Genomic DNA, 20,209 nt, shown 5'->3' on the forward strand with positions numbered 1-20,209 from the left:
GATGATTTATGACGCGCTGATCGGTCCATTCACCGAGTTCGAGTTCATGCGGCGCGCACTTGCTGCTGTCATCGCGCTGTCGCTGGCAGGCGCGCCGATCGGCGTGTTCCTGATGCTGCGGCGGATGAGCCTCGTCGGCGATGCCATGGCGCATGCGATCCTGCCCGGCGCCGCGGTCGGCTTCCTGCTCTCCGGCCTCAATCTGTTCGCGATGACGGCCGGCGGGCTGATTGCGGGCTTTGCGGTCGCGATCCTCGCTGGCGTGGTCGCGCGCTCGACCGGACTGAAGGAGGACGCATCGCTCGCGACCTTCTATCTGGCCTCGCTGGCGCTGGGCGTCACCATCGTCTCGATCAAGGGCACCAATATCGACCTGCTCCATGTCTTGTTCGGCAACATCCTCGCGATGGACGACCAGACGCTGCTGGTGGTCGCCTTCAACGCCACCGTGACGCTGCTGGTGCTCGCGGTGATCTATCGCCCGCTGGTCATCGAGAGCGTCGATCCGCTATTCCTGCGCACGGTCAGCCGGGCCGGCGGCGCCGCGCATCTCGCCTTCCTCGCGCTGGTCGTGGTCAATCTCGTCAACGGCTTTCAGGCACTCGGCACGCTGCTCGCTGTCGGCCTGATGATCCTGCCAGCAGGCATTGCACGGTTCTGGTCCCGCGATCTCACGGTGATGATCTGCATCGCCGTCGTCGCGGCCGCGATCTCCGGCTATGCCGGCCTCGTGTTGTCATTCCAGACCCGCGTGCCCTCGGGCCCTGCGATCATTCTGGTGGCAACGGTGTTCTACATCGTCTCCGTCCTGTTCGGCCGCGTCGGCGGCATCGTCAGGCAGTTGTTTCCCGGCCGGCATCTAGAGGCGTGACGATGCGCGTCCTGCTGCTGTTTGCCCTGCTGCTGATCGGCTCGCCGTTGCACGCGGCTGAGCGGCTCAATGTCGTTGCGAGCTTCTCGATCCTCGGTGATTTCGTCCGCACGATCGGCGGCGACCGCATCAATCTGACCACGCTGGTTGGCCCCGACTGCGACGTCCACGTCTACACGCCGGCACCGGGCGACGCGAAACGAATCGCGGAGGCGAAGCTCGTCATCGTCAACGGGCTCGGGCTGGAAGGCTGGCTGCCGCGCCTCGTGCAATCCGCAGGCAGCAAGGCGCAGGTGGTGACCGCGAGCGCCGGCATCGCGCCCCTGAAGCTCGGCTCGGCCGCCGATCCGCATGCCTGGCAGTCCGTCCCCAACGCCAGGATGTACGTCACCGATATTGTCAATGCGCTGGCCGCCGCCGATCCTGACGATGCGGATGTCTTCCGTACCCAGGCCAAGGCCTACCTGGAAAAGCTCGAAGCGCTCGACCGCGAGGTCCGCGACGCCGTCGCCAAAATTCCGGCCGAACGGCGCAAGGTGATCTCGACCCACGATGCCTTCGGCTATTTCGCCGCCGAATATGGCGTCCAGTTCGTGGCCCCCCTGGGCGTCTCCACGGAAACCGAGCCCAGCGCGCGGGACATCGCCACCATTATCGGCCAGATCAGGGCCCAAAAGATCCCGGCGGTTTTTCTTGAAAATATCAGCGATGACCGCCTGATCCGGCGGATCGCGGCCGAGACCGGCGCCAAGGTCGGCGGGACCCTGATTTCGGACAGTTTGACCGGCGAAAAGGGGCCTGCACCCACTTACATTGATATGGTCAGGCACAATATAAAGGCCCTGACCAGCGCGCTTGACCAATAGGGCAGGGGGCCACCCCGCCGTGCGTCGCGCGGAAAAGCCCGACCCGGAGTTCTCATGTCTGAAGCGACCGCCTCCAAAATACCCGTGACCGTCCTGACCGGTTATCTCGGTGCCGGCAAGACCACGCTCCTCAACCGCATCCTGTCGGAAAACCACGGCAAGAAATACGCCGTCATCGTCAACGAATTCGGCGAGATCGGCATCGACAACGACCTCATCATCGGCGCCGACGAGGAAGTGTTCGAAATGAACAACGGCTGCATCTGCTGCACCGTGCGCGGCGACCTCGTCCGCATCATGGACGGCCTGATGAAGCGCAAGGGCAAGTTCGACGCCATCATCGTCGAGACCACCGGCCTTGCCGATCCGGCGCCGGTCGCCCAGACCTTCTTCGTCGATGAGGACGTGCAGAAGAACGCCCGGCTCGATGCGGTGGTCACGGTCGCGGACGCAAAATGGTTGTCCGACCGTTTGAAGGACGCGCCCGAAGCCAAGAACCAGATCGCCTTTGCCGACGTCATCGTGCTGAACAAGACCGATCTCGTGACCAAGCCGGAGCTTGCCGAGGTCGAGGCCCGCATCCGCGCCATCAACCCCTATGCGAAGCTGCATCGCACCGAGCGCTGCTCGGTGGCGCTGGCCGACGTGCTCGATCGCGGCGCGTTCGACCTCGACCGCATCCTCGACATCGAGCCCTCATTCCTGGAGGCCGACGATCATGACCACGATCATGATCATCACCACCATCACGACCACGATCATCACCACCATGATCACGGCCATGGCCTGAAGCACTATCACGACGAGGACATGCAGTCGCTGTCGCTCAAGACCGACAAGCCGCTCGATCCGAACGTGTTCATGCCCTGGCTGCAGAACCTGGTGCAGGTCGAGGGCGGCAAGATCCTGCGCTCGAAGGGCATCCTCGCCTTCCACGACGACGACGACCGCTACGTCTTCCAGGGCGTCCACATGATGCTGGAGGGCAACCACCAGCGGAAATGGAAGGACGGCGAGAAGCGCGAGAGCCGCCTCGTCTTCATCGGTCGCGAATTGCCGGAGAAGGCCATTCGCGAAGGCTTCGAGAGCTGCATCGTCTCGTGATGAAAGAGTTTTCGCCGGCCCCCGAGTCCGCCTCGATCGTCTCCGTCACCGACCGCGTCAAGCCTGTTGCGCTCGGCATGGGCGTGACCTCGGTGCATTTCCTTGGCCCCCGCGCCGCCTTCGTCGGTGGTGAGGAGAATGTCGCGTTCGTCGACGACAAGGGCGACGTCACTACAGTCGCCGTGCACAGCGGCGGTATTCTCTCGGTCGCCTCCGACGGCAAGCGCCTCGTGATGGGCGGCGACGACGGCAAGGTCGTCTCGGTCGACGCCAAGGGCGAGGTGACGCTGCTCGCGACCGATCCGAAGCGGCGCTGGATCGATGCGGTCGCGCTGCATCCCGACGGCGCCTACGCCTGGTCCGCCGGCAAGACGGCGACCGTCAAGAGCGGCAAGGCCGAGAAGTCGCTCGATGTTCCCTCGACCGTCGGCGGGCTTGGGTTTGCGCCGAAGGGATTGCGGCTTGCGATCGCGCATTACAATGGCGCCACCCTGTGGTTTCCGAACATGGAGGGGTCGGCCGAATTCCTGCCCTGGGCCGGCTCGCATCTCGGCGTCACCTTCAGCCCGGACAACAAATTCCTGGTCACCTCGATGCATGAGGCGGCGCTGCATGGCTGGCGCCTTGCCGACAACAGGCACATGCGCATGACCGGCTATCCCGGCCGCGTCCGTTCGATGTCCTGGAGCGCGGGCGGCAAGGGGCTGGCGACCTCGGGCGCCGACACCGTCATCATCTGGCCGTTCGCCACCAAGGACGGCCCGATGGGCAAGGAGCCTGCGATGCTCGCGCCGCTGCAGGCCCGCGTCTCGGTTGTCGCCTGCCATCCGAAGAACGACATCCTGGCCTGCGGCTACGCTGACGGCACCGTGTTGATGGTGCGGATGGAGGACGGCGCGGAGATCCTGGTCCGCCGCAATGGCGCGCCGCCGGTCGCCGGGCTCGCCTGGAACGCCAAGGGCACGCTGCTCGCCTTCGCCCACGAAAATGGGGACGGCGGGCTGCTGGAGCTTTGATCTGTCATGGTTCCCGCCGTATAGGGGACCATGCGATTTCTCACGACCTTCCAGCTCGCTGATTTTGCCGACACCCTGATCAGCCTGTTCACAGCCTTCGTGCTGGGCACGCTGATCGGTGCCGAGCGGCAATATCGCCAGCGCACCGCGGGCCTGCGCACCAACGTGCTGGTCGCCGTTGGCGCCGCCGCCTTCGTCGATCTCGCCATGCATCTGGATGGCGCAGACGGCGCGGTCCGCGTGATCGCCTATGTCGTCTCCGGCATCGGCTTTCTTGGCGCCGGCGTCATCATGAAGCAGGGCATGGACGTCCGTGGCCTCAACACCGCGGCGACGCTATGGGCTTCCGCCGCCGTCGGCTCCTGCGCCGGGGCCGACATGGTCGCGCAGGCGGCTGCGCTCACCGTGTTCATCATTGCCGGCAACACGCTGCTACGCCCCCTCGTCAATGCCATCAACCGCATTCCGCTGAACGTGAAGTCGCTTGAGGCGACCTATTACTTCAAGCTCGCGGTTGCGCTGGACGCCTTGCCCGACATGCGCGACCGGCTCGTCGACAAGCTCGAGGACGCAAAATATCCGGTCGCCGATGTCGAGATTGTCGAGACCGGTGACGATCTGATCGAGATCGTCGCGGAGCTGGTTGCGACCGCGGTCGATCCGAACGAGCTCAACGCGGTGGCAACCGAGCTCCAGCACCTGCCGGGGGTCCGTCACGCCACCTGGGAAGTCAGCACCACGGATTGAGCGCGGCATTTGAGCGCCCCGAACCATGGTTCCCGCCTAGCGACGCGTGGAACTGCAATCGTGGAAATTCGTTGATCCCCCGGACAAAAGGCGGTGATCGACATGCCCAGCCAGAACAAGCGAAACCAGAAGCTCGATCTCACAATTGCCGGCTCGCTGTTCGCAGCGGGCGTCGTTGTCTCGGTGATATCACTGGCTCAAATTCGCGCCGAGAGCAGGACTGAGCTGGCGCAGGCGACGCAGCCGCTCCAGGGCACCCCATCAACCGATCAGGACAAGATGCCCGCCGAGGCAAAGCCCGGCGGCGAGCGTCCCACCACGCCTGCTCCCCAGCCGGCGCGCCCCGATCCGCAGACGCAGGGTGCGGCGACCAAACCGGCACTTCCGCCGGCGCCCGCCGAGAAGGTCGCTCCGCCGCTCGAGAAGAAGTAGCATCAAAGGCCGCGCATTTTGACGCGGATGTGACGATTGCTGCTGCTTTTACGATCTCGCCTCGACGCCCGGCCCGCTCCATAATCCGTCGAACCAACGACAGATGGGGCTCCCATGAAGATCGAGGACGTTCGCCGCACCGCCTATTCGATGCCGCTCACCAACCCGTCGTTCCCGCCGGGGCCATATCGCTTTTTCAACCGCGAGTATTTCATCATCACCTACAGGACCGATCCAGAAGCCCTTGCGGCCATCGTGCCCGAGCCGCTTGAGGTGGCGGAGCCGGTGGTGAAATACGAATTCATCCGCATGCCCGACTCGACTGGCTTCGGCGATTACACCGAGACCGGGCAGGTGATCCCGGTCCGCTTCAAGGGCGAGCTCGGCGCTTACACCCACGCGATGTATCTCGACGACGAGGGGCCGATCGCCGGCGGACGCGAGTTGTGGGGCTTTCCGAAGAAGCTGGCGCGGCCGAAGATCGAGGTCGAGAGCGACGTGCTGGTCGGCTCGCTGCATTACGGCTCGGTGCTCTGTGCCTCCGCGACCATGGGCTACAAGCACCGCAAGGTGGACCTTGACGCGGTGCTGCAGCCGATGAAGACGCCGAACTTCATCCTGAAGATTATCCCGCATGTCGACGGCACCCCCCGGATCTGCGAGCTGGTGCGCTTCCATCTCGAGGACATCACGCTGAAGGAAGCCTGGACCGGCCCCGCCGCGCTCGGCCTGTTTCCTCACGCGCTCTGCGATGTCGCCCGCCTGCCGGTGCGCGAGGTGATCTCGGCGCTGCACTTCAAGGCGGACCTGACGCTCGGGCTCGGCAGCGTGGCGTTCGATTACATGGCGAAGTGATGTGAGTGGGCGGGGCGCGGCATGACGCGCCCCGGTCCGCTGTTAATTCGCCGCGCCGTTCGGCAGCAGCGTCGCAAACGCCTGGTCGAGCGCAGTATCGGCCTTGGTGAGCTTGTCGCGCTGGGCGGCAAGCCAGAGCTTGTCGGCATCGAGGCGCTGCTGCGACGACTTAAGCATCCGCGCAGTCTCCTCCGGCTGCGGACCGCCGACGCCCTTGGTGTGCGTCACGATCCATTCCGGTGACATCACCTCCCTGAATTCGGCCTCGCTCATCGGGAACGGCCTTGCCGGCATGTTGAATTTGGCAAGCGTCTTGGCGAACAGGTCGGTCACTTCATTGAAGGGGATGGTCTTGGGCGTGAGATCCAGCGGCCGCGCATAGCTGACCATTTGTGACGCAAAGCCATGCCCGACGCGGAACGGGATCTGGTGCGCCTCCAGCAGCAGCTCGGCGAGGTTCATGGTCGAGGTCCAGTCGCTCTCCAGCTCTTCCCTCGCGCGGGCCTTGTTGACCACGATCGCATCGAACACCCGGTCGGTGGCGCTGACCATTTTGACGGCGCGCGGGAACAGGCCGATATCCTCGGACTGGGACTTGGAATCGACCATGCCTGACATGACGTTGTGAGCGCGGATCGACACCGCTCCCGACAGCCCCACAACATCTGAAGCGGCGATCCGCGCCTGCATGATCAGGCCCGGATTGCGCTTCTGCGGCATCGAGCTGCTGGTGTAGGTCGAGCCCTCCTGCAGCAATAGCCACGGCCGCACCTCGGCGTATTGCGTATGCAGGTCCTGCATCATCGCGCCGATGCGGATGGCGGCCGAATTGGCGATGGCGGTGGCCTCGAGCTGGTTGTCGAACGGGATCACCTGGTTGGCGTCCATCGAATTCTCGACGATGCCGTCAAAGCCGAGCAACTGGGCGAGGCGCATGCGGTTCAGCGGCCAGATCGAGTCGGACATGACGCCGACGCCCATCGGGCTGAGGTTGAGCCGGCGGTAGGCTTCGCTGATGCGCTGCTGGTCGCGCTCGAACGATTCCTCATAGGCCAGCAGGTAATGACCATAGGTGATGGGCACCGCCTGCACGCCGTTGGTGTAGCCGGGCATCAATGCATCGAGATTGTCGGCCGCCTTGGCGAGCAGCTTGGCACGCAAGCCGAGCAGCGCCTCGGCAAAATCTAGGGTCTGGTTGCGCAGCTTGGCCGCGCGGAAGGTCGCGTACATGTCCTGGCGGCTGCGCCCGGCGTGGATGACCGAGGCCTCCTCGCCGACCTTGTCGGTCATGATCTTCTCGATCTGAAGGACGTCGCTCGGGCGCTTGCCGTCGGGCTCACGTGCCTGGCGGATCGTGTAGTCGACGCCGGAGGCGATCAGCTGGCCGGTCGTTTTCGGGAAGATGCCTTCCTCCACCAGCATCACGGTGGAGGCCTTGTTGATTTTGTTGAGCCAGTAGAACTGGTCCTCGGCTGCGTCCGATTTGCTGGTCGAGGGCTGCGCGTCGCTGGGGGCGTTGGCGCCGATCTTGGCGGCGTTTTCGTTGCATTCCTGCGTGGTCTTGCAGGGCAACTGACCGGTGTCCGCGGCCCATGCGTGGGACGCGATCAGGAGGCTGACGCCTCCCGCGATGCAGGCGATGTTCTTCATGCGGACCTCCCGGTTGCCGTGCCACCGGGCGGTTGGTTAGCACCCGGGCTGGCGGAAGGCTATTAGCCTCCCGTTCACGGCCCGGACAGGTGCGCCGGTCAGCGCACCAGGATGTTTTTGAACTGCCAGGGATCGCTGCTGTCGATCTCCTCCGGGAACAGTCCCGGACGATCCGTCAGCGGCGTCCAGTCGGTATAGAAGCCTTTCACCGGGCCGAGATACGGCAGCTGGATTTCCAGCAGGCGATCGAAATCCATCTCGTCGGCTTCGACGATGCCCTCGTTCGGGTTCTCCAATGCCCACACCATGCCGCCGAGCACCGCGGAGGTCACCTGCAGGGCGGTGGCGTTCTGATAGGGCGCAAGCTCCCGGGTCTCTTCGATCGAGAGCTGCGAGCCGAACCAGTAGGCGTTGTTGTCGTGGCCGAACAAGAGCACGCCGAGCTCGTCAATGCCGTCGACGATCTCGTCCTCTTCGAGGATGTGGTGCTTTTCCTGCATCTTCCCGGCGCGGCCGAACAGTTCATGCAGCGACAGCACGGCATCGTCGGCCGGGTGATAGGCGTAGTGGCAGGTCGGCCGGTAGACCGCCTTGCCCGAGGCATCCCGCACCGTGAAGTAATCGGAGATCGAGATCGACTCGTTGTGGGTGACGAGGAAGCCGTACTGCGCGCCGCGCGTCGGGCACCAGGTCCGCACGCGCGTGTTGGCGCCGGGCTGCATCAGATAGATCGCGGCGCCACAGCCGGCTTCATGGGTATGGGCATTCTCGGGCATCCACTTCTCATGGGTGCCCCAGCCGAGCTCGGACGGCTGCATGCCCTCCGACAGGAAACCTTCCACCGACCAGGTGTTGACGAAGACGTCGGGCTCCTTCGGCTTCTTCGCGCGCTGGGTGTCACGCTCGGCGATGTGGATGCCCTTGATGCCGGCCTGCCGCATCAAATCGGCCCATTCGGCCTTGGTCTTCGGCTTGGGTGCATTGAGCTTCAGGTCGGCGGCGACATTGAGCAGCGCCTGCTTGACGAAGAACGAGACCATGCCGGGGTTCGCGCCACAGCAGGACACGGCCGTGGTCGAGCCGGCGGGGCGCGCCCGCTTGGCGGCCAGCGTCACCTCGCGCAGCGCGTAGTTGGAGCGCGCTTCCGGGCCCTTCGTTGAATCGAAATAGAAGCCGAGCCAAGGCTCGTTGACGGTGTCGATATAGAGCGCGCCGATCTCGTTGCAGAGCTCCATGATGTCGGTCGAGCCGGTGTCGACGGAGAGATTGACGCAAAAGCCCTGGCCGCCGCCTTCCGTCAGCAGCGGGGTCAGCAATTCGCGATAATTTTCCTTGGTCACGGCCTTCTGGATGAAGCGCACATTCTGCTTCTCGCAATGCGCCCTGCGGCCCTCGTCCTTCGGGTCGATCACGGTGACGCGCGACTTGTCGTAGTCGAGATGGCGCTCGATCATCGGCAAAGTGCCTTTGCCGATGGAGCCGAAGCCGACCATGACGATGGGACCGGTGATCTTCGCGTAGATCTGCGAGGGAGGGCTCATGGGATGGTTTCTCCGGAACGTGCTGGCGGACAGGGGTGGATCAAGCGCTGCGGCGCTTGGCGGTGACTTCGATCTCGACCTTCATCTCGGAATTCGCGAGGGCGCTGACGACCAGCAATGTCGCTGCCGGCCTGATGTCGCCGAGAACCCCGCCGCAGACGGCGAAGTGATCATCGATGTAGCTGGCGTCGGTGACGTAGTAAGTCGCACGGACGATATCGGCCATCTCGAACCCGCCCTCCTTCAGGGCGGCTTCGATGGTCTTGAAGCAGTTGCGTGACTGGCTCGTGACATCATCAGGCATCGTCATCGTCGTGTAGTCATAGCCGGTGGTTCCCGCGACGAAGCAGAACTCGCCGTCAACCACGGCGCGGCTGTAGCCGACGGACTTCTCGAGGGGGGAGCCGGTGGAAATCAGGCGACGGGACATGGGTTCGGCCTCGGCTGAAAGGTGGATTTCGTGGGTTTAAAGGGCGTTTCGGGGGCTCACGCAACCCCAAAGCAACGGAGCAAGCGAAGGCGCGACCGAGCGTTGCCGCGTGGCGCGGCTTCGGTCGTTGCCCTCATGGCAAATCCTTACGCCGCGTGCGCCTGGAGGGGACGAACCACCCTCCGTTTAGGCAGGGCCGCGCCGGTCGGAACGATCATCCCTTCGGCGCCATCAAGCACACCGTCGGTGAATTCGATCGCCAGCAGGCGCTCGCGCTCGAACGGGCCGGGCAGCAGCAGTGCGCCGGTCTTCGCGGCCGAGAAGCCGAAGCGGGCGTAGTAGGGGCCATCGCCGAGCAGGATCACCGCTTCATGCCCGCGCGCCCGGGCGGCGACCAGCGCTTGTTGCATCAGCGCGGCGCCGATCCCGAGCTCGCGGCAGGCAGGGTCCACCGCCAACGGTCCGAGGACCAGAGCGGGCCTGTCTCCGGCGCTGACGTGCCACAGCCGCACGGTTCCCACGAGCTTGCCTTCGCGCATCGCCGACAAGGCAAGGCCTGCGGCGGGCGCGCGTCCGTCGCGCAGGCGCTGGCATGTGCGGCTATGGCGGGTCTCGCCGAAGCAGGCATCGAGCAGCGCTTCACGCGTCGCGACGTCGGCAGCACGTTCCGCACGGATCGCGAACGGAGCGGCTTCCGAGGTGAGGGCAATTTGTGGCTTCCGAGGAGCAGTCATGGCGCGTCAGTCCTCGCTTGGATCCACGCGCGAAGGCACGCGGGCTCAAGCGTCGTCAGAATGGCAATGTCGGGTAAGGAGCCGGCAAGCCGGCTCCCGGGTTCGTCAGGCCTCTGAAGAAGAGAGGCGGATCAGATGTGGCAAATCAGATGTGATAGGTCTTCAGCGGCGGGATGCCGTTGAACGCCACGGCCGAGTAGGTCGACGTATAGGCCCCGGTGCCTTCGATCAGCAGCTTGTCGCCGATCTCGAGCGTGACGGGGAGCGGATACGGGTTCTTCTCGTACAGCACGTCGGCGCTGTCGCAGGTCGGGCCGGCGAGCACGCACGGGGTCATGTCTGCGCCGTCATGCGGGGTGCGGATGGCGTAGCGGATCGACTCGTCCATGGTCTCGGCGAGACCGCCGAACTTGCCGATGTCCAGGTACACCCAGCGCACCTCGTCCTCGTCGCTCTTCTTCGAGATCAGCACGACCTCGGATTCGATGATGCCGGCGTTGCCCACCATGCCGCGGCCCGGCTCGATGATGGTCTCCGGAATCTGGTTGCCGAAGTGCTTGCGCAGCGCGCGGAAGATCGAGCGGCCGTAGGTGACGACCGGCGGCACGTCCTTCAGGTATTTGGTCGGGAAGCCGCCGCCCATGTTGACCATGGTCAGGTTGATGCCGCGCTCGGCGCAGTCGCGGAACACCTGCGAGGCCATCGCCAGCGCACGGTCCCACGCCTTCACCTTGCGCTGCTGCGAGCCGACATGGAAGGAAATGCCGCACGGCTCAAGGCCTAAGCGCTTGGCGACGTCGAGCACCTCGACGGCCATCTCCGGGTCGCAGCCGAACTTGCGCGACAGCGGCCATTCGGCGCCGGCGCAGTCGTAGAGGATGCGGCAGAACACCTTCGCGCCGGGGGCGGCACGGGCGACCTTCTCGACCTCGGCGACGCAGTCCACAGCGAACAGGCGGATGCCGAGCGCGAAGGCGCGCGCGATGTCGCGCTCCTTCTTGATGGTGTTGCCGAAGGAGACGCGGTCGGGCGTAGCTCCAGCAGCCAGCGCCATCTCGATCTCGGCGACGGTGGCGGTGTCGAAGCAGGAGCCCATGGAGGCCAGGAGTGACAGCACTTCCGGCGCCGGGTTCGCCTTGACGGCATAGAACACGCGGCTATCGGGCAGTGCCTTGGCAAAGGTCTGGTAGTTGTCGCGCACGACTTCGAGATCGACCACGAGGCAAGGCTCGGTGTCCCGGCCCTCGCTGCGGCGGTTGCGCAGGAATTCGTGAATACGTTCGGTCATAGCACTCTCCCAAACGGCCCAGCGACGGGGATCCGTTCAAAAAATGTCGTCGGATAAGCGCCCCGGCCAGATCGCGCGATGGAGGCGCGACGAGCCAAAGACTCAAATCAGACTGTGCTGCCGTGGATTGGTTGGGAATTTCCCGCCCGCACACCTGGCAATGAAGGACAAGCCTTTTCAGTAGCCCGCGCCGGCGTTGGAATGCCGGTAGAGACCAAAAAAGCCCGATCCGTCGTTGCTTTAAGTCGCGTCCCCCGTTGAGAGCGGGGTGCGCCGGTTCGCCTCCGGCTGCCAGTCACGGTTGCAAAAAGTGAAGTCACCTTCGACAAGGCATCTCTTGAGAGAGATGCTGGACGCTTCGGGTTTGCCGTCAGTCGTTCGACTTTTCAGTCCTCGACTTCTGCACTTCCGAAGAGCCCCTCGGCTTCTTCACCCCTTGGCGGCTGTCCGGCCTCTTGTCCGGATACCTACCGACTGACACACGACCACAGGCACGTGCGAAATTGGGCAAGTCCGCACATAAGCGTTTTGACTCCGCTTCGCAAGAATTTTTTTAGGCTGAGAACAGAATTGCCTAACATCTGCTTGCGCAGTGTTGCGCGAGCGACGCGGAAGATGAACGCGCGTTAAGTTTTCTGTGTTGTGCGCGCGTCGCTGACGCGTGAGACGTGTCAGCCGCGCTTGAAGAACGGCTCGACGCGCTGAGCTGCGCGAATGAAGGCGGTCATGACCAGCACGCCAAGTGCGAACAGCACGGCCTGAAGGATGTGCGCGCCCTGGTCACCGAGCCCGATCAGAATGGAGAGTGCCCAGCCGCCGGCAAACGCCGCGCCGAACACCTCGGCGCCGATCAGGATGGCGGCGCTGATGACGGTGATGACGCTCGGCCAGACGATCTGACGGGAAGACGAGGAGGGCGCGTTCATGGGCGTTCAAGGTCCGGTGTTTCGAGGGCCGCAATCTCCCCGAAAAGGCGGGCGGGAGCAAGGCCAAATGGCCCAAAAAAGCCCCATCGCGTGCTATAGCTGGCTGCAACAAATTGCCTCAAAAAACGAGACTTGCGATGTCAGACCCCCGCCAAACTACGGACTCCGAGACCAATCCGCTGCTGAAGGCCTGGGTGACGCCGTTTGCGACCCCGCCCTTCAATGAGATCGTGCCGGAGCACTTCCTGCCGGCCTTCGAGCAGGCCTTCGCCGATCACTCCGCCGAGATCGCGGCCATCACTAATGATCCGGCTGCGCCCGACTTCGCCAACACCATCACGGCGCTGGAGCGCTCCGGCAAGCTGCTGAACAAGGTCGCCTCCGTCTTCTACGACCTGGTCTCGGCGCACTCCAACCCAGCGATCCTCGACATCGACAAGCAGGTCTCCTTGCGGATGGCGCGGCACTGGAATCCGATCATGATGAACGCCGTGCTGTTTGGCCGCATCGCCCAGCTGCACGAGAACCGCGCCCAACTCGGCCTGACACCGGAGCAGCTCCGCCTGCTGGAGCGCACCTACACCCGCTTCCACAGGTCCGGCGCCGGCCTGTCCGACGAGGCCAAGACGCGCATGGCCGAGATCAACGAGAAGCTGGCCCAGCTCGCGACCGGCTTCAGCCATCACCTGCTTGGCGACGAGCAGGACTGGTTCATGGAGCTGGGTGAGTCCGACCGCCAGGGCCTGCCGGAGAGCTTCGTCGCCGGCGCCAAGGCTGCGGCAGAAGATCGCGGCATGGCAGGCAAGGCCATCGTCACGCTGTCGCGCTCCTCGGTCGAGACTTTCCTGAAGAGCGCCGGCCGCCGCGACCTGCGCGAGAAGGTCTACAAGGCCTTCATCGCGCGCGGCGACAACGGCAACTCCAACGACAACAATGCTGTTATCGGCGAGATCCTGAATCTGCGCGAGGAGAGCGCCAAGCTCCTGGGCTATCCGACTTTCGCCGCCTACCGGCTCGAGGATTCCATGGCCAAGACCCCGGACGCGGTTCGCGGCCTCTTGGAGCGGGTCTGGAAACCGGCCCGCGTCCGCGCGCTCGCCGATCGCGACGAGATGCAGGCGCTGATCACGGAAGAGGGTGGCAATTTCAAGCTCGCGCCGTGGGACTGGCGCTTCTATGCCGAGAAGCTCCGCCTCCAGCGCGCCAATTTCGACGACGCCGCGATCAAGCCCTATCTGGCGCTCGATCAGATGATAGCCGCTGCCTTCGATTGCGCCACGCGCCTGTTCGGCGTCACCTTCGAGGAGCGCAAGGATGTGCCGGTCTGGCACCCCGACGTCCGGGTCTGGGAGGTCAAGGGTCCCGACGGCAAGCACAAGGCGTTGTTCTACGGCGACTACTTCGCCCGGCCGTCCAAGCGCTCCGGCGCCTGGATGACCTCGTTGCGCGACCAGCAGAAGCTCGATGGCGAGATCGCGCCGCTCGTCATCAATGTCTGCAATTTCGCCAAGGGCACCGGATCCGAGCCCGCGCTGTTGTCGCCCGACGATGCCCGCACCCTGTTCCACGAGTTCGGCCACGGCCTGCACGGCATGCTCTCCAACGTGACCTATCCGTCGCTGTCGGGCACCTCCGTGTTCACCGACTTCGTCGAGCTGCCCTCGCAGCTCTACGAGCACTGGCAGGAGCGGCCCGAGGTGCTCAGGCAGTTCGCCCGCCACTACCAGAGCGGCGAGCCGCTGCCGGACGATTTGCTCAAGCGCTTCCTCGCCGCGCGAAAATTCAACCAGGGCTTTGCCACGGTCGAATTCGTCTCCTCGGCGCTGGTCGACCTCGAGTTCCACTCCCAGCCGGCTTCAGCCGCGCAGGATGTCCGGGCCTTCGAGCGGCGCGAGCTGGAGAAGATCGGGATGCCCGAGGAAATCTCGATGCGGCACCGGCCGACCCAGTTCGGCCATATCTTCACCGGCGATCACTACGCCGCCGGCTATTACAGCTACATGTGGTCGGAGGTGATGGACGCCGATGCCTTCGGTGCATTCGAGGAAGCCGGCAACATCTTCGATCCCGCCGTGGCAAAACGCCTGCACGACGACATCTATTCGAGCGGCGGATCGGTCGATCCGGAAGCGGCCTATGAGGCGTTCCGCGGCCGTCCGCCCGAGCCGGACGCGCTGCTGCGCCGCCGCGGCCTGCTCGACGACAAGGCGGCCTGACCGGCATGCGCGCGCTGGGATGGCTGCTCGCCGTTGCTCTCACGCTTGTGGCGGGCGCGGCGAGCGCACATCCGCATGTCTGGATCACCGCTTCAAGCGAATTGCTCTACGCCGAGGACGGCAGCATCACCGGCGTGCGCCACGCCTGGACCTTTGACGACATGTTCTCGGCCTATGCGGTGCAGGGGCTCGAGGCCAAGAAGAAGGGCGCCTATACGCGCGAGGAGCTGGGGCCGCTGGCGCAGACCAATGTCGAGTCGCTGAAGGAATATGCCTACTTCACCTTCGCGAAGGCGGACGGCAAGAAGGAGCGCTTTGGCGAGCCGGTCGACTATTATCTCGACTACAAGGACTCGGTGCTGACCCTGCACTTCACCCTGCCGCTGAAGACGCCGCTCAAACCGAAACAATTGATGCTGGAAGTGTTCGACCGCTCCTTCTTCATCGATTTCCAGATGGCCAAGGAAAATCCCGTCAAGCTGGTCGGCGCGCCCACGGGCTGCCAGATGAAGCTCGATCGTCCCAGCGACGGCAGCGCGACCGCGCAGAAGCTCAACGAGCAGACCTTCACCGACGGCCCCAACGCCAATTTCGGCATGATGTTCGCCAACAAGATCACGGTGGATTGTCCATGAAGCCGCATCGCTCGCCGCTTGGGCGCGGGCTCCTCGCCTGTGCCGCCGTTCTCCTCGCCCTCGGCCTGGCCGACGCCGCGATCCATCACGTCTTCGCACAAAATCCGTTCGGCGCGCCGAAGCAGGCGCCTGCGGCGGAGCCCGGGGCCAGCGGCCTGATCGGCTGGCTGCTGGCAAAACAATCCGAATTCTATCGCCAGATGTCGTCGACCATCCGCGCCGCCAAATCCGACGGCTCGGCGGTGTGGACGCTGCTCTTCATCTCGTTTGCTTACGGGATCTTCCATGCTGCCGGCCCCGGCCACGGCAAGGCCGTGATCGCCTCCTATCTCGTCGCCAACCGCGAAACCCTCAGGCGCGGCATCGCGTTGTCCTTTGCATCCGCGCTGATGCAGTCTCTGGTGGCGATCCTGATCGTCGGCATCTCGGCCTGGATCCTGAATGCGACCGCCAGGACCATGTGCAAGGCGGAGGGCGCGATCGAGATCGCGAGCTACGGCCTGATCGCGCTGTTTGGCCTGCGCCTGGTCTGGGTCAAGGGACGCACCTTCATCCGCGCGCTCCAGGCGACGCAGCCGGTGCCGGCGATGGCTGGGGTGCCGCATGACCATCATGATGACGGTCACCATCATCATGATGCGCACGACGATCACCATCACAACGATCATCACGGCCACGATCACGGGCACGCCCATCACCATCACGGGCACGACCACGTCCACGACGAGCATTGCGGCCATACCCACGGCCCCACCCCGAGCGAACTGGCCGGCCCCGGCGGCTGGCGGCGGGGCTTCGCCGCGATCCTGACCGTCGGCATCCGCCCCTGTTCGGGGGCGATCCTGGTGCTGGTGTTCGCACTGGCCCAGGGCCTGTTCTGGGCCGGCATCGCCGCGACCTTCCTGATGGGTCTCGGCACCGCGATCACGGTCGCTACCATCGCCGTGGTCGCAGTCTCGGCCAAGGACATCGCCGGTCGCCTCAGCGCGAGCCGCGCCGGCGGCGGCGCGCTGTTCATGCGCGGCATCGAATTCGCCGCTGCCGCTCTCGTGCTGCTGTTCGGGGCGGGGTTGCTGCTCGGCTATGTCGCCGCCGAGCGGACGACGTGTTTTTGAAGGAAGAGCCGGCTTACATCGGCAAAAACCGCTTCAACAGCGGCATGAGGAAGATCGCCAGATTGAGCGCAAAGCCGATGCTCCAGAGAATGGAGCGCAGCGTCGGGCGGCTGCCGAGATAGGTCAGCACATAGGCCACCCGCACGATCAGGAACAGCACTGCGAGCTCGTCGATCAGGCGTTGCGGCGAGTCGCGGAATTCGGCGAGCAGGACCGCGAAGGCGAAGAACGGGAAGGTCTCGATGCCGTTCTGGTGCGCGCCGAGCGCGCGCTGCGAGATGGCGTCTTCGTAAAAGGCGGGATCGCGCGGCCGGGAATTGTCGAAGCCGCGAAACCTGATCCATTTGATCGAGACGATCGTTAAGAGATAGAGCAGCAGCGCTCCGAGCACGCACCATTCCGCGAGCGTCATCTTCCCTCCCCCGCTTAAGGGCGACCCTAGCGAAACCGGGCTCATCTTGACAAGTTCGGAGCAACGCGCGACCCAACGGATCATGACGACCCTGGCCCCCATCTCGACCGCGAAGCCGACTAATCAGCCCAGCCAGCCGCGCGTCGGCGTGCTGCTGGTCAATCTCGGCACGCCGGATACGGCCGACGCGCCCGGCGTAAGGGTCTATCTGAAGGAATTTCTGTCGGACGCCCGCGTCATCGAAGACCAGGGCCTGATCTGGAAAGCCGTGCTGAACGGCATCATCCTGCGCAGCCGCCCCCGCACCAAGGCGCTCGACTACCAGAAGATCTGGAACGTCGAGAAGAACGAGTCGCCGCTGAAGACCATCACGCGGTCGCAAGCCGACAAGCTTGCCGCCGCGCTTTCCGACCGTACGCATGTCGTGGTGGATTGGGCGATGCGCTATGGCAATCCCTCGATCAAGTCGGGGATCGATGCGCTGATTGCGAAGGGATGCGAGCGTATCCTCGCCGTACCGCTCTATCCGCAATATTCCGCCTCGACCTCGGCGACGGTCTGCGACGAGGTGTTCCGCGTGCTCGCCCAACTGCGCAATCAGCCGACGCTGCGGGTGACGCCGCCTTACTACGAGGACGAGGCCTATATCGAGGCGCTAGCCGTCTCGATCGAGACGCATCTCGCCACGTTGTCGTTCAAGCCCGAACTGATCGTCGCCTCCTTCCACGGCATGCCAAAATCCTATGTCGACAAGGGCGATCCCTATCAGGGCCACTGCATCGCGACGACCGAGGCGCTGCGCCGCCGGCTCGGCATGGACGACACCAAGCTGCTGCTGACCTTCCAGTCGCGCTTCGGCAATGACGAGTGGCTGCAGCCCTACACCGACAAGACGATGGAGCGCCTCGCCAAGGAAGGCGTGCGCCGCATCGCCGTGGTGACGCCGGGCTTTTCCGCCGACTGCCTGGAGACGCTGGAGGAGATCGCGCAGGAGAATGCCGAGATCTTCAAGCACAATGGCGGCGAGCAGTTTTCGGCGATCCCCTGCCTCAACGACAGCGACCCGGGCATGGATGTGATCTGCACCCTGGTGCTGCGCGAGCTGCAGGGCTGGATCTAGGGAGCGCTCCATGAACCGCCGCGACTGCCTGGCGCTTCTTGGAACGCTTGCGGCATGGCCGGCCTCGGCGCCGGCACAGCAGCCGACGACACCGCGCCGGCTCGGGGTGCTCTCGGTCACGTCAGCCGATGACGTGATCGGCCAGACCCGCCTCGTGGAGGCGCTTACAGCTCTCGGCTGGAAAGAGCGGGACAATCTCAGGGTCGACTGGCGCAGTGGCGCCGGCGACCGGGCGCGCCTTGCGCAGCTTGCCGACGAGCTGATCGCTCTCAAGCCCGATGTCCTGCTCGCGCTCGGCACGCCCTCGGTGGAGGAGCTGCGCCGCCGCACTACGACAATCCCGATCGTGTTTTCGGTCGTCACCGATCCTGTCAGCCAGGGCTTTGTCGAAAACCTTGCCCATCCCGGCGGCAACATCACCGGCTTCACCGATTATGACGGCCCGCTCGCCGGCAAATGGCTGGAGATGCTGACGCAGGTTACGCCAAAACTGTCTCGCGTCTACGTCGTCTACAATCCCGCCACCGCGCCATTCGCGCCGCTGATGCTGCGCACGCTCCAGGAAGCCGCGCAGATGCTGCATGTGACGGTCGAGCCCGCGCCGGTGCACGATGTCGCCTCATTGGCCACATTAGCTTCGCACAGGGATGGCGGCTTCCTGGTCCTGCCCGACTTCTTCACCATGGCCAATCGCGCGCCGCTGCTGGCGGCGATCGCGGAATCGCGCCTGCCGTCGGTGTTCTGGAGCCGCGCCTTTGTCGACGAAGGCGGGCTGATGTCCTACAGCACCGACAGTGCCGAGCAGCTGCGTCGTGCCGCCGGTTACATCGATCGCATTCTGAAGGGCGCCCTGCCTGCGGACCTCCCGGTGCAGAATCCCACCAAGTTCGAGCTGGCGATCAATCTGAAAGCGGCCAAGGCGATTGGCGTCACGCTGTCTCCCGGCCTGCTCGCAATCGCGAACGAAGTGATCGAGTAGGGCGGCATTTCTTAACCTTTTCCGCTAGGTCTGCGTCGTCGCGCTTTCAAGGGCCCTCGCAAATACATAATCGTGACCGTTCCCTCTCGTCGCGTCTTGTGCGGAAAGGCGCCAATGCCGACGTGAAAAGCGACCGCTGAACCGATAGGGTGCTGATCCCGACCAATGATAGCGCGGGAAGGGCCTGTTTCCCGGCTTCTTTTCCGCCTTGGAGGACATATGAGCGGCTTCGATATTTTCGCGATTGTTCTGGTGTTACTCGTCATCATCACGCTGATTACCGGCGTGAAGACGGTGCCGCAGGGCTATGACTGGACCATCGAGCGGTTCGGCAAATACACGCAGACGCTGCGCCCCGGGCTTAACCTGATCGTGCCCTATTTCGATCGCGTCGGGCGCAAGATCAACATGATGGAGCAGGTGATCAACATTCCGGAGCAGGAGGTCATCACCAAGGACAACGCCACTGTGACGGTGGACGGGGTCGCCTTCTTCCAGGTGTTCGACGCCGCCAAGGCGAGCTACGAAGTCGCCAATCTCGAACAAGCGATCATCGTGCTGACCATGACCAACATCCGCTCGGTGATGGGCTCGATGGATCTCGACCAGGTGCTGTCGCACCGTGACGAGATCAACGAGCGCCTGCTGCGCGTCGTTGATGCCGCGGTCTCACCCTGGGGCCTCAAGGTCAACCGCATCGAGATCAAGGACATCGTGCCGCCCGCCGACCTCGTCGAGGCCATGGGCCGGCAGATGAAGGCCGAGCGCGTCAAGCGCGCCGACATTTTGGCTGCCGAAGGCCAGCGCCAGTCGGAGATCCTGCGCGCAGAGGGCGCCAAGCAGGGCCAGATCCTTCAGGCCGAGGGCCGTAAGGAAGCAGCATTCCGTGATGCCGAGGCCCGCGAACGTTCCGCAGAAGCCGAGGCCAAGGCAACCCAGATGGTCAGCGATGCCATCGCCAAGGGCGATGTGGCTGCTCTGAACTACTTCATCGCCGACAAATATATCAAGGCGTTCGGCCAATTCGCGGATGCGCCGAACCAGAAGATCATCATGCTGCCGATCGAAGCAACCAGCATGCTCGGCTCGCTCGCCGGCATTGGCGAGATCGCCAAGGCAACGTTTGGCGAGAGTGCTGCGTCCGCGACCGCCGCGGCTCGCCGTACAGGTTCGGTGCCGCCGACCGGCGGCACACCGCCGGCGGTGCCGCCGCGGCAGGGTTAGGGAACGGCGCATGACCTTCTGCTAAGGTCGTGCGCTCATATCAGCGCA

The 20,209-nt window shown here is 64.4% G+C and carries 20 protein-coding genes; 13 read left to right on the forward strand and 7 right to left on the reverse strand.

Annotated elements, in window-relative coordinates; genetic code table 11:
* The first annotated feature begins 1 nt into the window (after position 1).
* From Q0687_RS06285 to Q0687_RS06315, 7 genes are all read left to right on the forward strand, one after another.
* Positions 2-871 carry a metal ABC transporter permease gene (locus Q0687_RS06285; protein WP_298873537.1) on the forward strand — a complete coding sequence of 290 codons (870 nt, stop codon included), beginning with the start codon at positions 2-4 and terminating at the stop codon, positions 869-871.
* Positions 872-873: 2 nt separating this feature from the next.
* Complete coding sequence (locus tag Q0687_RS06290) at positions 874-1,737, forward strand: zinc ABC transporter substrate-binding protein (protein WP_298873539.1); 864 nt, start codon at positions 874-876, stop codon at positions 1,735-1,737.
* Between the two features lie 54 nt (positions 1,738-1,791).
* Positions 1,792-2,841 carry a GTP-binding protein gene (locus Q0687_RS06295; protein ID WP_298873541.1) on the forward strand — a complete coding sequence of 350 codons (1,050 nt, stop codon included), beginning with the start codon at positions 1,792-1,794 and terminating at the stop codon, positions 2,839-2,841.
* Positions 2,841-3,857, forward strand: a complete 1,017-nt coding sequence (locus Q0687_RS06300; protein WP_298873543.1) for a WD40 repeat domain-containing protein — start codon at positions 2,841-2,843, stop codon at positions 3,855-3,857. Before Q0687_RS06295 ends, Q0687_RS06300 begins: the two co-directional genes overlap by 1 nt.
* Positions 3,858-3,887: 30 nt before the next feature.
* Complete coding sequence (locus Q0687_RS06305) at positions 3,888-4,604, forward strand: MgtC/SapB family protein (RefSeq protein ID WP_298873545.1); 717 nt, start codon at positions 3,888-3,890, stop codon at positions 4,602-4,604.
* Positions 4,605-4,706: 102 nt separating this feature from the next.
* Complete coding sequence (locus Q0687_RS06310) at positions 4,707-5,036, forward strand: hypothetical protein (RefSeq protein WP_298873547.1); 330 nt, start codon at positions 4,707-4,709, stop codon at positions 5,034-5,036.
* Positions 5,037-5,150: 114 nt separating this feature from the next.
* On the forward strand, positions 5,151-5,891 hold the full coding sequence (locus tag Q0687_RS06315) for an acetoacetate decarboxylase (RefSeq protein WP_298873548.1): 741 nt from the start codon (positions 5,151-5,153) through the stop codon (positions 5,889-5,891).
* 42 nt (positions 5,892-5,933) lie between these two features.
* Here Q0687_RS06315 and Q0687_RS06320 read toward each other — a convergent pair whose 3' ends face one another.
* The 6 genes from Q0687_RS06320 to Q0687_RS06345 all read right to left on the reverse strand — a co-directional run bounded on the left by Q0687_RS06320 (position 5,934) and on the right by Q0687_RS06345 (position 12,460).
* Positions 5,934-7,541 (reverse strand): lyase family protein, encoded by a 1,608-nt coding sequence (locus Q0687_RS06320; protein ID WP_298873550.1) that lies wholly within the window; start codon positions 7,539-7,541, stop codon positions 5,934-5,936.
* Positions 7,542-7,639: 98 nt separating this feature from the next.
* Positions 7,640-9,082, reverse strand: a complete 1,443-nt coding sequence (locus Q0687_RS06325; RefSeq protein ID WP_298873552.1) for a saccharopine dehydrogenase C-terminal domain-containing protein — start codon at positions 9,080-9,082, stop codon at positions 7,640-7,642.
* Between the two features lie 40 nt (positions 9,083-9,122).
* Positions 9,123-9,512 (reverse strand): RidA family protein, encoded by a 390-nt coding sequence (locus Q0687_RS06330; RefSeq protein ID WP_298873554.1) that lies wholly within the window; start codon positions 9,510-9,512, stop codon positions 9,123-9,125.
* Between the two features lie 146 nt (positions 9,513-9,658).
* Positions 9,659-10,246 carry an N-acetyltransferase gene (locus Q0687_RS06335; protein WP_298873556.1) on the reverse strand — a complete coding sequence of 196 codons (588 nt, stop codon included), beginning with the start codon at positions 10,244-10,246 and terminating at the stop codon, positions 9,659-9,661.
* 145 nt (positions 10,247-10,391) lie between these two features.
* A complete protein-coding gene (locus Q0687_RS06340) occupies positions 10,392-11,534 on the reverse strand; it encodes a type III PLP-dependent enzyme (RefSeq protein ID WP_298873558.1) in 1,143 nt (380 codons plus the stop codon).
* A 671-nt stretch (positions 11,535-12,205) separates the two neighbouring features.
* Positions 12,206-12,460, reverse strand: coding sequence for a hypothetical protein (locus tag Q0687_RS06345; RefSeq protein ID WP_298873560.1), 255 nt, complete (start codon positions 12,458-12,460; stop codon positions 12,206-12,208).
* Positions 12,461-12,597: 137 nt separating this feature from the next.
* Here Q0687_RS06345 and Q0687_RS06350 point away from each other — a divergent pair, with 137 nt between their 5' ends.
* Genes Q0687_RS06350 through Q0687_RS06360 form a run of 3 tightly spaced genes read left to right on the forward strand, consistent with a single transcriptional unit; the run spans position 12,598 to position 16,426 of the window.
* A complete protein-coding gene (locus Q0687_RS06350) occupies positions 12,598-14,676 on the forward strand; it encodes a M3 family metallopeptidase (protein WP_298873562.1) in 2,079 nt (692 codons plus the stop codon).
* Positions 14,677-14,681: 5 nt separating this feature from the next.
* Positions 14,682-15,311: a DUF1007 family protein gene (locus tag Q0687_RS06355; RefSeq protein ID WP_298873564.1), complete on the forward strand. Its 630-nt coding sequence runs from the start codon at positions 14,682-14,684 to the stop codon at positions 15,309-15,311.
* Positions 15,308-16,426 carry a nickel/cobalt transporter gene (locus Q0687_RS06360; RefSeq protein WP_298873566.1) on the forward strand — a complete coding sequence of 373 codons (1,119 nt, stop codon included), beginning with the start codon at positions 15,308-15,310 and terminating at the stop codon, positions 16,424-16,426. Before Q0687_RS06355 ends, Q0687_RS06360 begins: the two co-directional genes overlap by 4 nt.
* Before the next feature lie 13 nt (positions 16,427-16,439).
* On the opposite strand, the gene Q0687_RS06365 is transcribed toward Q0687_RS06360, so the two are convergent.
* Positions 16,440-16,838 carry an MAPEG family protein gene (locus Q0687_RS06365; RefSeq protein WP_298873568.1) on the reverse strand — a complete coding sequence of 133 codons (399 nt, stop codon included), beginning with the start codon at positions 16,836-16,838 and terminating at the stop codon, positions 16,440-16,442.
* A gap of 82 nt (positions 16,839-16,920) precedes the next feature.
* Here Q0687_RS06365 and hemH point away from each other — a divergent pair, with 82 nt between their 5' ends.
* The 3 genes from hemH to Q0687_RS06380 all read left to right on the forward strand — a co-directional run bounded on the left by hemH (position 16,921) and on the right by Q0687_RS06380 (position 20,161).
* The gene (hemH, locus tag Q0687_RS06370; protein ID WP_298873569.1) at positions 16,921-17,958 is read left to right on the forward strand and encodes a ferrochelatase; all 1,038 of its coding nucleotides are present in this window, start codon (positions 16,921-16,923) and stop codon (positions 17,956-17,958) included.
* A gap of 10 nt (positions 17,959-17,968) precedes the next feature.
* The gene (locus Q0687_RS06375) at positions 17,969-18,937 is read left to right on the forward strand and encodes an ABC transporter substrate-binding protein (protein ID WP_298873571.1); all 969 of its coding nucleotides are present in this window, start codon (positions 17,969-17,971) and stop codon (positions 18,935-18,937) included.
* Positions 18,938-19,156: 219 nt separating this feature from the next.
* Positions 19,157-20,161 (forward strand): SPFH domain-containing protein, encoded by a 1,005-nt coding sequence (locus Q0687_RS06380; protein ID WP_298873573.1) that lies wholly within the window; start codon positions 19,157-19,159, stop codon positions 20,159-20,161.
* The last annotated feature ends 48 nt before the right edge of the window (positions 20,162-20,209 follow it).

This window comes from uncultured Bradyrhizobium sp. (assembly GCF_936928535.1).
Taxonomy (GTDB): Bacteria; Pseudomonadota; Alphaproteobacteria; order Rhizobiales; family Xanthobacteraceae; genus Bradyrhizobium.